Annotated in this window: 11 protein-coding genes; 5 read left to right on the top strand and 6 right to left on the bottom strand. The window is 35.4% G+C overall.

What is annotated here, in order from left to right; translation table 11 throughout:
* Nucleotides 1-53 precede the first annotated feature (53 nt).
* Nucleotides 54-917: a hypothetical protein gene (locus BR73_RS0125855; protein ID WP_033168630.1), complete on the bottom strand. Its 864-nt coding sequence runs from the start codon at nt 915-917 to the stop codon at nt 54-56.
* A gap of 648 nt (nt 918-1,565) precedes the next feature.
* Between BR73_RS0125855 and BR73_RS0125850 the strand changes: the two genes are divergently transcribed.
* On the top strand, nt 1,566-2,753 hold the full coding sequence (locus BR73_RS0125850; RefSeq protein ID WP_033168629.1) for a helix-turn-helix domain-containing protein: 1,188 nt from the start codon (nt 1,566-1,568) through the stop codon (nt 2,751-2,753).
* 277 nt (nt 2,754-3,030) lie between these two features.
* Here the strand turns inward: BR73_RS0125850 and BR73_RS0125845 are convergent, their stop codons facing one another.
* Nucleotides 3,031-3,615: a helix-turn-helix transcriptional regulator gene (locus tag BR73_RS0125845; protein ID WP_033168628.1), complete on the bottom strand. Its 585-nt coding sequence runs from the start codon at nt 3,613-3,615 to the stop codon at nt 3,031-3,033.
* Nucleotides 3,616-4,089: 474 nt separating this feature from the next.
* Between BR73_RS0125845 and BR73_RS0125840 the strand changes: the two genes are divergently transcribed.
* Both BR73_RS0125840 and BR73_RS0125835 read left to right on the top strand, forming a co-directional pair.
* Nucleotides 4,090-4,560, top strand: coding sequence for a VOC family protein (locus BR73_RS0125840; RefSeq protein WP_033168627.1), 471 nt, complete (start codon nt 4,090-4,092; stop codon nt 4,558-4,560).
* A gap of 242 nt (nt 4,561-4,802) precedes the next feature.
* Nucleotides 4,803-5,786 (top strand): NAD(P)-dependent oxidoreductase, encoded by a 984-nt coding sequence (locus tag BR73_RS0125835; RefSeq protein ID WP_033168626.1) that lies wholly within the window; start codon nt 4,803-4,805, stop codon nt 5,784-5,786.
* Between the two features lie 219 nt (nt 5,787-6,005).
* Here BR73_RS0125835 and BR73_RS29835 read toward each other — a convergent pair whose 3' ends face one another.
* Nucleotides 6,006-6,134 carry a DUF5131 family protein gene (locus BR73_RS29835; protein ID WP_347463636.1) on the bottom strand — a complete coding sequence of 43 codons (129 nt, stop codon included), beginning with the start codon at nt 6,132-6,134 and terminating at the stop codon, nt 6,006-6,008.
* A gap of 188 nt (nt 6,135-6,322) precedes the next feature.
* Between BR73_RS29835 and BR73_RS0125825 the strand changes: the two genes are divergently transcribed.
* The gene (locus BR73_RS0125825; protein ID WP_051685588.1) at nt 6,323-7,165 is read left to right on the top strand and encodes a VanW family protein; all 843 of its coding nucleotides are present in this window, start codon (nt 6,323-6,325) and stop codon (nt 7,163-7,165) included.
* Between the two features lie 261 nt (nt 7,166-7,426).
* On the opposite strand, the gene BR73_RS0125820 is transcribed toward BR73_RS0125825, so the two are convergent.
* Both BR73_RS0125820 and BR73_RS0125815 read right to left on the bottom strand, forming a co-directional pair.
* Nucleotides 7,427-7,894, bottom strand: coding sequence for a DeoR family transcriptional regulator (locus BR73_RS0125820; protein WP_033168625.1), 468 nt, complete (start codon nt 7,892-7,894; stop codon nt 7,427-7,429).
* A 121-nt stretch (nt 7,895-8,015) separates the two neighbouring features.
* Nucleotides 8,016-9,755, bottom strand: a complete 1,740-nt coding sequence (locus BR73_RS0125815) for a GGDEF domain-containing protein (protein ID WP_033168624.1) — start codon at nt 9,753-9,755, stop codon at nt 8,016-8,018.
* Nucleotides 9,756-10,003: 248 nt separating this feature from the next.
* Here BR73_RS0125815 and BR73_RS0125810 point away from each other — a divergent pair, with 248 nt between their 5' ends.
* A complete protein-coding gene (locus BR73_RS0125810; RefSeq protein WP_033168623.1) occupies nt 10,004-10,393 on the top strand; it encodes a hypothetical protein in 390 nt (129 codons plus the stop codon).
* 624 nt (nt 10,394-11,017) lie between these two features.
* On the opposite strand, the gene BR73_RS29225 is transcribed toward BR73_RS0125810, so the two are convergent.
* Complete coding sequence (locus tag BR73_RS29225) at nt 11,018-12,034, bottom strand: DeoR/GlpR family DNA-binding transcription regulator (protein ID WP_051685587.1); 1,017 nt, start codon at nt 12,032-12,034, stop codon at nt 11,018-11,020.
* Nucleotides 12,035-12,697: the final 663 nt, after the last annotated feature.

Raw genomic sequence — 12,697 nt, 5'->3', positions numbered from 1 at the left:
AATAAATGTATCTGATAAATGATTCTAGGCGCTGAGTTTGAATAGTTAGAGGCTTAATTATATAATTTATTTTCACGAAGTCTTTTTAAAAAAGCTATATATTCTTTCATTTCATATAGCTGAAAATCATATTCCATTTTATCAAATCCATGTTCAATTAAATTAATAGAATCAAGAGAATTTTCTTTTTTCCCCACAATTTCTTCTATTGTCTTAGTAAAATTATTTGTTCGGTCAAGATTTTTGGGAATATCTTTTGGTGATACGATGTTTATGTCATTAAAAGTATAATATTCATACCCATGGTAATAAGTACATTTATACCATTTCCCTTTTCCTTCTTTAATGTTGCTGAGTAAAAGTGAAAAAGACATGTACCATATTTCTATATTATTACAATAATCTGTAATTTCAATGTAAAAATGATACCGGTTTAATTGTCTATCAGGCTTTCTAGTATTTTCATCAAATTTTCCAGAGGCATACGCATATGGAAATTGGGGAGTAGAAGACAGATAGTACTCTGCTTTATTGGCATACTTTTTAGGGGAAAGACCTTTGGGCTTTGCTAATAAAATTACAGGAAGTGTTCTATCTATACCTAGAGAGTACTCATTGTCAAAAGTAGAAAAAATCTGTGTTCTGTAGATACCGCCAATGTAGGGTCGAATACATAAGCTATAATTAAAAGGAATAACCTCTGATAATATAGAGGGATATATTTTGACATTAAAATCATATTTATTTTTCAAATGTGCCAATAAGCCTTTTTTAATCAAAAAAACATTATAACATGCCTTTTGATTATAGCTGTTTAATTTGGATGTTTTTCGATTCACCATAAATGCCAAAAGTGCTACAATCAGTGAAAGTGTAGAAATAATTATACTGGGATTAGTTTTTAAATATGTCATCATTTGATGCCTCCATATCCAAAGGATAAGATTATTATATCATTCATATATGTTAAATACAATTATTGTTAAAAGTATCTTAGCTGTTTGCTTAATACTATATGTCATATAAAGATTCTTTTCTCAAATAAAAAATAGACGATCATTTCCGAACGTCTACTTTGAAAGTAATATTGAGATTTTGAATTTATTGTCATTAAAGAAATAGTAGAATATGAATGTACTCCATTGCATTAAAATTGTATTTTTTCATTTTTTTATATCATTTTATAGTTATTTATCTTCCTAAAAAGCCCTTAAAATCGATGATTTCTGTTTATACACCAAACTGTCAATCTGGAGTTTGAGTAATAGTAATTGGGAAACTAGCCTGGGAAGCCATATAAAAATGATTTCCAGGCTTTCTTTATTAAAATCATTTAATAAACCACCAGTTGTTATTTTAATGAGTACGATATTTACCGTTATACTTTTTTTACAGCTCTAAATGAGTATCCTACCCTTTAATAAAAGTAAATCCAATATAGCTGTATCTATGATATTATATTAGTATAATATATATTTCAAATATCATTCCCATTGCATCTAAATACACCTAATGCAATGATTTGTCCCTGAATTCTTGCTATATTAGTAACAGGAGGTGAGGTTATGGATTGGCAGAGGTGTATGAACCAAGCACTTGATTATGTTGAAAATAATCTATCTGGAGATATTGACTATTATGCGGCAGCAAAAATATTGAACTGTTCAGAGTGGGAATTTCGCCGAATTTTTTCTTTTTTAGCACAGATCCCATTGTCCGAATACATTCGCCGCAGGCGATTATCAGTAGCTGCAGAAGATATCAGAAAAGGTGAAAAAATAATAGATATAGCTATGCGCTATGGATATGATTCTCAAGCTGCTTTTTCAAGAGCCTTCAGCCGGTTTCACGGAGCAGCGCCTTCTTTGGCTCGAGACGAAGGGGTAGCGCTGAAAACATTTCCACGCCTGACCTTCAAACTAATATTAATGGAGGGGATTGGTATGAAAAAGAATCCTAATCACAGAACTAATATTATAGGAGCTGGTGAAGTCGGATATGCCATTACGGTTGATATGGACAAGAAGGATATTCATAAAACCAACGGTTCTTTTTGGGACACAAAAGGAAATGAGGTAATAGGTACAACGGCACTTCCTATGTATGGAGCATTTGTCTCGGAGGAAAAGTGTCATCTCTTTGGGGATGTTTCAGGGAAAAAGTTGTTAGAAATAGGCTGCGGAACCGGGCATTCACTGCAATACCATGGGGACCACAATGCTTCTGAATTATGGGGGATAGACATTTCTGAGAATCAGATAGAAAAGGCGGAGCAGTATTTATCAGCCTGTGGTTATTCAGCAAAATTAATCTGTTCTCCCATGGAAGAAGAATGTGGAATACCAGTAGATTATTTTGACTATGTTTATTCAGTTTATGGTGTGGGCTGGGCTACTGATCTTGAAAGTACTTTTACCAGGATTGCATCTTATCTGAAAAAAGACGGCATATTTATTTTTAGCTGGTCTCACCCTATACATAAATGCGTTGCCAGCGAAAATGATTCACTTATCTTTAAAAAAAGCTATTTCGATGAATCCTGGTATTCTGTAGCATTGGATGGAGGTGCGATTTCTTTATCGGATCGTAAACTATCAACTTATATCAATGCATTAACAAAAGCAGGTTTTCTCATAGACCAAATGGTCGAGGAATCTGATAATGAGATTATTCAATTGTATAAGGACAGTGATTTTGCTAAAAAAGCAAAAATGCTTCCTGTAACATTTGTAATCAAAGCAAGAAAATTATAGTGAAATACAATAGCTAAAATAAGGATTGTTATAGTTGTTCAAAGATGCAGATTTTAATTCATAGTATTTGATGCTTTCTAATTGGTAAGATCCTATCGTTAAAAATCGTTATGAGAAATAATAACTAATTACTAAATCCCTCCTAATCTATCTAATTAGGAGGGATTTAGTAATACAATAAGATTTTATTGCATTACTATTTCTTGTCGTTAATGCTTGTCTTTACCATATATATTAGGAACTTGGCCTAATATATTATATTCCATTAGAAATATAGTTATAGGAACGGTTTCAATAACCAAAGTAATAGCAGAGAAATGAACAGAGTTATTAAAGCACTTCCTAACATTAACAAAATTTGTTGATATGGACGTTTGCCGTATTCTTGATTTTTTTCAATTTCATCTAATCGTTTACCTTCTGTAAATGCTACAATTTCCTTATAGGTCTGAACATTATTTTGTTTCTTAAATCTTTCTACTTTAAGTGAATAGATGAAAGTTATGATAAATAAAATGATTGAAATAATTAAACCGTAAATGTTCAAAAATATTGTAAGCGGAACAAATGAGATAATGGTTATAATCAAAAGTATGGTGAAATTACTACCATTTCGATTGAACTTGTGAAGTTCGGATTCTTTAATTTCTTCTTTCATAATGTCGATATCTCCTTTAATTAGTTGATCAAGAGATATATTAAATAATGAACTAAGCAATAAAAGACTATGAATATCAGGATAATTTTTGCTGTTTTCCCAATTAGAAATGGTTTGCCTGGTAACAAAGACTTTTTCAGCTAGCTCTTCCTGAGATAAATTCATTTTTGCACGATATTTTTTTATCTGAGTGTTAAGTTCCATTGAACTATGCCTCCTTTCTATGCTGTTGTTCTCTTGACCTGAACCAATGATATGACATGAAATAAATTATTTCTATCAAATGGATTTTCCATTAGCCAAATTGGTATGTAAAAAATATTTGACACGCTGGTTTTACTAGTAAATTCAAGTCTTTTGTTCTGTTTTCGATTTTAGCTTTTCTATTATAAAACTGAAATAGCTCAAGTAATTCAGATTATTGACTTGTAAAAAATTAAATTTGATGCATGCTTCTTAAAATGTTTCAAACTTCTGAAAATGTTTCAAACTGTTCAATTATAGAGTGAATTGGTTTTAACTAAATATATTATGATAATTAGGGTTTGTAAAGAGTGAATTAATATTTGAATGGCGTTATATGAAACATAGAAAATCTATGATAAAATAATGGTAACTACAATATAAAATTAAAAAAGATGTGTTTAGATATAATGTTGATTTTAGGAGAGTGTATTAATGAAGCTTAAGAATATTCTATTTGTCGTTCAAGATATTGAAAAATCCAAAGAATTCTATCGGAGTTTATTTGGCTTAGAGGTAGTTTCTGACTTTGGTGAAAATGTAATCTTAACAGAAGGGCTTGTATTACAGGAAAAGAAACTGTGGGAAGAGTTCATTGAAAGAAGTGTAACAATAGGTGGTAACGATGCGGAACTGTATTTTGAAGAAAATAATATTGATGGTTTCTTGAATATATTAGAGAAAAGTAATTTTTCTATTAAATATCTGAATAAATGCATAGAACACGATTGGGGACAGCGAGTAATACGTATCTATGATCCGGACAAGCATGTTATTGAGGTTGGTGAGACTATGGAGTATGTGGTGCGGAGGTTTCTAAAGTCAGGAATGACCGTTGAGGAGGTCACTGCAAAAACAAGAATGCCCTATTCTCAAGTAGAGTTGATAGCACAAAGTCAACTCTGATCGCAAATATCACTAATTTTTATAGAAATACAGTAGGTATGGTGCATAAGTAATAATTACATTAACTCTAATAAAAGCCAGAAAGACCAGAAAAGCCCAAAGGCCAGAAAAGCTCAAAGACCAAAAGCCCAAAGACCAGAAAAGTCAACCCCATAAAACAACAGGAAAGAAGTAAGAGCAAAAGTATACTTTCCCGCCCCTTTATTTAAACGCATATTAAAACACACAGATAGGAGCTTGATATGAGGATTTACGTATATGACGTAGCAGAATTTGAAAGAGATATTTTCAAGGCAATCCAGAAAGAAACTACGGACGAAATAGTACTTACGAACAAACACCTTACCTTGGAGACCTTGGAGGAGGCCAGGGAGTTTGACGGAGTTTCTGTATTGGGATACAGTAATGTTTCCAGGGAGGTCCTTGTCAAAATGAATGAATATGGTATCAAGCACCTGTCGACCAGAACCATTGGTTATGATCATTTCGATATGACAGCAGTAAGGGAACTTGGTATCCATGCTTACCATGCTTACTACAATCCCAACAATGTGGCTGATTTTACAGTTATGATGATGCTCATAATGCTTAGAAAAGCTAAGATTTCCATTTGCCGTGCTCTGGTAAATGATTTTTCTCTGGATGGTATGATGGGACGGGAGATGAGAAGTCTTACGGTTGGAGTTATCGGTACCGGTAAGATTGGCTCTACGGTTATAAGGAATCTCAGTGGATTTGGCTGTAGGATTCTTGCCAATGACAGATACCGTAATCCTTCCATTGAAGGCCTGGCAGAATATGTGGAGCTGGAGCGGTTATATAAAGAAAGTGATATTATTACATTGCATACCCCGCTTACAGATGAGAATTATCACATGATAAATGATGAGAGTATATACAAGATGAAAAAGGGTGTAATCTTAATTAATACAGCCAGAGGACAACTTATTGATACGGAGAGTCTGATAAAAGCGCTGGAGGAGGAGCAGGTAGGAGGAGCTGGAATTGATACGCTGGAAGAGGAAACAGGTGTTATGCATGTACATGTTGGTACAAGGATTATGGATAACAGAGCCCTTTTGTATCTGAAACAATTTCCGAATGTTTTGTATACCCAGCATTACGCTTTTTATACGCAGGAGGCTATTGAATCCATGGTAAGATGTGGTATAACCTCCATACAAAGCGGTGTTAGAGGCGAAGTTTCTTCTTGTGAGATAAAATGATATTCTACCAGTAAACATTCTTAGTATTGAAGCTACAAATACTATAGACCAACCATAAGATTTAAATACAAATTTATTAATAAGGGCTGCATAGTGATAGCTTTTAATGGTATTACTGCTTTGCAGACTGCCAGTTAATATCCGCTTTTTGGCCTGTGAGCGAAGATCTTTGACCTGCAGGATATAGTACCTGGTATCTTTTATAAAATGAGTACCGCATTACCTGAACTCGAAGGATACATTTCTTCTCAGGCATTGCTCTCTGATGGAAAGCACCCAGGAATAATCCAATGATCTTGCATATTTTTCAGATTCTCCTCCGACTACAACCAGTTCAATATTTTCCAAAAATCTCCCTAGGTCTATTTCTTCTAAATAAAGGCTGACAGATTATCAGTTTATGTTTAATAGGTAAGCTTTGAAGGACAGCAAGGTGTTTATCTGCATTTGCCTGGTTTTTAATGGTACATCCAACTATAACGTTGTCATAACCTGTGTTCCAATCAGCTGGAATACATTATAAGGAGGTCGGGAAGATGAGAAAGAACAATCGGATAAAAAAGGGTAAAGCAGAAAATGTTATACAACAGCCTAAAAACCGCTCCAAACTTCGCTTAAAATGCGGGCGTTTATATTATTCCCTATTAAGAAAAGCTATATGGCTGACAAAGAATAAAAAGTTTGCGTTCACAAGGGAGACACCTTTACCTTGCCTGCATTTTAGTCATAGAACAATTTTGCTAAGAAAACTCAAAGATGTGGAGATGCAATACCAATATAATAAAATCATAAATTTGAAATTGGCTGCCCTTCGGCTAAATGGAATCGTAATCCGTCCCGGTGAGATATTAAGCTATTGGAAGCTGATCGGAAAACCCTCCTATAGCAAAGGATATGTGGACGGAATGGTATTACAGGGAGGTGCCTTTCATTATGGACCGGGAGGCGGACTGTGCCAGCTGTCTAACCTTATCTATTGGATGGTGCTGCATACCCCTTTAACAGTGGTAGAAAGACACCGCCATGGCTACGATGTATTTCCGGATTCTAACCGAACCCAGCCCTTCGGAAGTGGTGCCACCTGTTTCTATCCTTATGGTGACCTTATGATAAGAAATGATACAACAGAAGATTTCCAGCTCTGTGTGTGGCTGGATGAGGAATATCTAAATGGCGAAATAAGAGCAAGTGCATCTTCAACACATACTTATAAAATCATAGAGAAAAATCATGTAATGAGAAGTGAATTCTGGGGTGGTTTCAGCAGACATAATGAACTGTATCGCCAGATATTTAATAAAAAGGATGAGCTGTTGTGTGAAGAGCTTATTGTTGAAAATCATGCTCTAATGATGTACTCACCCTTTCTTGGAGAGTAGACTAGCTGTGTATTGATGTTAGTTTTAATTCTTATCAGTAAAAATTAATGCCGCTGAGCTAAGTCTTAAAAGAGCTAAGTATCAACAGAGCTTAGCATCGACTGAGATAAGTACCAAAAGAGCTTTTGTATCGACTGAGGTAAGCATCAGCAGAGCTAAATAGTAACTGAGCTTTAGTACCGACTGAGCTAAAGTATCAACAGAGCTATGTAGTGATTGAGCTTTGTACTGACAGAGCTAAAGTATCAACAGAGCTAAGTATCAAAGGTAATTTACTTTCATTAATTCCGTCAGTTTCCTATTCAGTTTCTCCTTTAATTCCCCGCATCTTTCTTCAGAGAATTGATATTTGTCAAGACTCCAGTATTCTCTCGGATAATCCCAGATAGGATGCTTTTTCGCTTCCCCTTCCCATTCATAGCGGGGAGTGATATGGGCATGGAGATAATTATCGGTATTCCCGAGAATATCATAATTAATACGTATTACCGGGCTGCACACTTCAATCAGGGCATCACCGATTAAGCTCATATCAAGGAGAAAGTCCCATCGCTGTGAGAGATTTAAGTCATTTAAGCTGAATACCTTAGGATAGGAGAGCAGGATGCAATAACCCGGCAGGAACTGAGGATCTGCCAGTACCACAAATCCACTCTTCATCCTTGTTATCACGGTGGGATTTTCACCCTTTAATGCAGATGCTATACGGTCTGATTTCCATTCTTCCATGTAAACCTCTCCTTTTTTTGTCAGGAATCCATCGAAACAGCTATGCTCACACGAATTCCATGCTGTAAATAATATGTACCATCTTATCATCGCATTACAGGAAGAAAAAGTCAAAGGTTAGTTATTGTATCTCATAGTAATTACCGGGCTGTCGTTTGCATTTTTTCTTAAGCATTGCGATATCCTTTGAGAAGTCATCTATACTTTGATAGGCTTTTACCTGGTTTGAGATACCTGCAATTGATAAGCTGGCTATGGGAAAGTTCTCTGTTACGCCATGGCGGTTCTTGGATACGATATAACCATTCTTCAAGTCTTCATCCCGGTAAAGTGAAGAAACTTTTAAGGTGAAATGATCTATAATGGTTTTGCAATAATCCTCACCTCCATGATAATCACAGATCACAATGAAATCATCGCCACCTATATGACCGATAAATTCGTTTTTCTTAGCGCATTCTTTCAGAATGTCAGCCACTAATACAAGCATTATATCACCATTCTGAAAACCATAAGCATCATTATAAGCTTTGAAATTATCAATATCATAATATGTAATGCAATAAGGGGTATTTCCAAAGACACGGCTTAAGATTTCCTTTTCAATCAACAGGTTTCCGGGCAAACCGGTAAGGGGATTACAATGCATTGCAGTATCCACTTCCACTTTTGTGCAGGCATCCAATAAGTCTTTGATGGTAACGATACCGAAGTATTTACTATCCTTTTCCACTACGATGGGATTGTACAACCGCTCAAAGGGTCGCTGCATTGCAAGTCTGGAAACCTGATTGACAGGTACGTTGTAATTGACTCTTAGAAATTCTGTCTTTATCAGCTGCTGTATTTTTTTCTTGGAATACAGGCTGAAGCCGTATCTGCCGCCTAACATTTCATTTAAAGCCATTCGGGTCATAAAGCCTGTGGCTGCCTCCTTATCAACTACAGTAAATTCTGTAATGGATGGATTAAGCCTTAGATTTTCATACAGATCCTCTGCTATCACCTCCGGCGGGAAGGTAACACCTGGTTTGGCGAGATATCCGATAAGGGGGTAAACGGAGCTTTTGATATTATCCGTATATATTTTTGAGCGGTGTGATCTGATTAAATCAATCTTGTAAGGTTCTACCTCTTGAAAGAACTCTCTTGGATATCCCAGAAAATAACCCTGCCCAAGATTAACATTTAGTTTTATCAGAGTCTTTAACTCTTCTTCTGTCTCGATTCCCTCAGCGATTAACTGGATTCCTGCATTTCTGCCGAAGTCAACCATAGCTTTGCATACCAGCTGCTTTATTTCATCTTTATCTATATTTCTGACAAGATTCATATCCAGTTTAATAAAGTCCGGTCTGACACTTGCTATGATATTCAGACCGGAATAACCTGCACCAAAGTCATCAATGGCTATTCCGTAGTTCTGGCTTTTATAATGGTTTATAGAGGTCAGGAAAGCATTGTTGTCAACTACTGCAACCCGCTCTGTGATTTCAAAAATAACATTTCCTGAGTCCAGCCCATAGGCAGTGAGGCTGCTTTTGGTAAATCCCTCTCTAAAGTTTTTGTCATGAATGATATTGGAATTGACATTAAGAAAAAGCTTTTTTCCTTCCTTTAGATTAATAGAATGTTCCAGAGCCTTTGTTCTGCATAAGGTTTCCAGCTCCCAGGATTTATTTAGCTTATCGGCTATTTTAAACATTTGTTCAATGTTCATTTCCAGCTCCTTGGCAGATATTCTGCTGAGAGCTTCATATCCATAAATCTGTCCGTCAATTAAGGATACAATAGGTTGATATACAGGTGTTATATGTTGACCTTCTAATATTTTTTCCAGCAGTTGAAATTGATTCACCATGGCAATTCTCCCTTCGCCGGTATACTCTTCTAAATTCTTATGTTAGCGAAGCAGGCGAAAGAGAGCAAGTGGGCTGTTGTAAAGATTGTGTAAGTTTTTTATGCAGAATAAAGGCAGATTATGTCTAATGACTATTGAATTTTAATGGAAAATTAAACTTTTCTGAAAATTCACAATTTTTTCACAATTACCGGAAACACTAAGATAGAAGATTAGTGTTTTGTTGTTCAGGAAAGTGAGGAAGCTGAATGAACAAAATAAAGTTATGCGGTCTTGCTCTGGCCGGTTTTATCGGCTTAACCGGATTAGGAACGATAACAGTAAACGCAGCGGATACAAATACTGAATCGGCAACACTGTCAGAGGTAAAAAATGATAGGGACAGCAAAGATGCTGCTTTTGATGAGAAAATACAAAAAGCAGAAAATGCCTGGCAATCCCTTACCAAGGAACAGAAAGAAGATATCTATGCACTATTAGAAGCGGAGATGGATGACGAAGCCAAATTATTGGATAAGATGGTTGAGTATAAGGTTCTTGATAAATCGGATTCCGACAGATTTAAAGCTTTTAAAACTCAGAAACTTAAGAAATTAAGAGAGAATGGAGAATTCCCTTTAATGAAGAGGAAGAAATAAGAGCAGTAATATTTGCTTGCAGCAGTTGATAACGATTGTGACAGCAGAGCACTAAACTTCAAAAGCTTCAGAGTAATTATCAAACCTGATAAACTCTGAGGCTTTTATATATGATGAGTGCAGTAGGTTGGTTTTAGGAAGTGGACGGTGTATTGCACAAAACAGAAAGAATTCATGCTTCAATTCCAAGGCATAAGAAGTCCTAATTCTCTGAAGGTTTTGTGCTATACTGTAAAACAGATAACTCGCTTCGCTCAAACAATCTGTTTTACAGTATAGCACAAAACCTTCAGAGAAAAAGGATTTCTAATACCTTTCCATAGGCGCATTCATTCTTTCTGTTTTGTACAATTCACCTGAAATCGTATCAGATAAAGAATTTAGTATTTTGACACTTGAATTATATTATGAAAAAATATATATTTATGTAACTGTAACTGTAACTGTAACTGTAACTGTAACTGTAACTGTAACTGTAACTGTAACTGTAACTGTAACTATAACTGTGGCTGTAACTATAACTGTACTGCAACTGTAAATGTAACTGCAACTAAAGTTACAAACAGGCTTGAAGATATCTCACTTAAATGGTAGAAGCCCAAATTTCGGCGTTAATATTTAAAGTTAAACAGGAACAGTATAAAGCTTAATATGATAAGAATTTATTAATTCTCTCCACTCTTCAGATATATCATTATCGGTAATAATAACGTCAAAATCGGTTAGATCGCCGAAATAAGCAGGCTTAACCTGATTGAATTTGCTGGAGTCAAAAAGAAGAATTTTTTCAACGGAGGAATCCATAATAGCCTTTTTGGTAGCTACCTCATAATCAAAGACACAGGTTACACCCAGTCCTGCATGAATTCCGGCTGCAGATATAAAGGCTTTTGTGAACCTCATACTCTTTATAAGTTCAACTCCCTGAGGGCTTTCCACCATCTGTGTGGTAGGATGATATTTTCCGCCGGAAAATATCAGGGTCAGCTTCTCTTTTAACCTTAAGGAGTTAAGGATATTTGCATTATAACATAGAATGGTGGCCTCTAAATCATCCGGAATATTTTCTGCCAGCATTTCTGTGGTAGAGCCGGTGTCAATTACTATAATGTCTCCGTTATTTATATAAGAAGCAGCAAATGCACCAATACTCTTCTTTTCTGTATCCTGAGTGTTTTTGGCATGATTTAATTCATAAAGAGGATTATTTTCTTTCGGATTGTTCTCCTTCGGCAAAGCAATATTATTATTATTCCCCTGATTTGAAACGTCCTTTTGGAGTGCAGCTTCTGTCCAAGATGCGAATCCTTTTCCGGCAGCTGGCTCCTTTTGCAGAGCGGCTTGGTTCCAGGAATTAATATCTTGCTGGAAGGTTATATTTTTATGGGAAGCGATACCTTTCGGAGAAGTAATGTTAGCCTCATCTTCTTTCTGATTATCTGAAATACTGTCATAAGAAGGATTGTAGATAGCAGCACCATAAACATTATTAACAATGGAATTCTGCTCTAACACTGCAAGATCTCTGCGGATAGTCATTTCTGATACGTCTAAAAGGGAAGCAAGCTCTTTAACGGTAGCTCCGTTTTTGGTCTTGATAATATCAATAAGCCGGCTGAGCCGGTCCGTCTTCTTGCTCATAGTTTCTCCCCTTTGACTTTTCATAATTTATGTTAGTATTATAACATTTTGTGGATATATATTCAATACTATTCTTAACACCTTAAGTTTTGCTCTAAGTATCACAATTTGCGCTATAAAATGTGAGAAGTATCACAAAAATTTGTTGACCAGTGCAGGGAAAAGTGATAGTATAGAGGTAAGGAAACAGATAGTATATACGGAGCAAAGCACCCTCACTTACAAAAGATAATAGTGATAATGCTGTATATGAGCAACTGTTTCATATTCTGCTGCTTATCTTTCTACTACATAATCTTATTTTAACTGCATGCCATTACTAAATCTATGTTTTAAATTTGTAAAAAACCATATACTAACCGTAATTTCTTTCGGTATCATGGTTTTATATTTATGCATAAAATGCGGTTATTTGCAGAAATACGAAGTAAGATAAACTTAGGGTGTTTAAAACTGCTGAATGAAGTTTTCTTCTGCATATTACTATTGAAAGAAGTAAATTCTAAAATCAGCGGATTTAATACATTTCTTATGAAAATAATATTATCAATAAGAAATGCTGTAGCTGTGTAGTTTCCTGGTACTGCATTAGTGGAATTTAAGTAAAGTAGTACCAATCACCAAATACTCAAAAATTCAAGGAAGGTTTGGGAAAGAGGCTGT

It is taken from the genome of Clostridium sp. KNHs205 (genome assembly GCF_000702945.1).
Taxonomy (GTDB): domain Bacteria; phylum Bacillota; class Clostridia; order Lachnospirales; family Lachnospiraceae; genus Anaerocolumna.
This window is presented reverse-complemented; position numbering and strand designations above follow the sequence as displayed.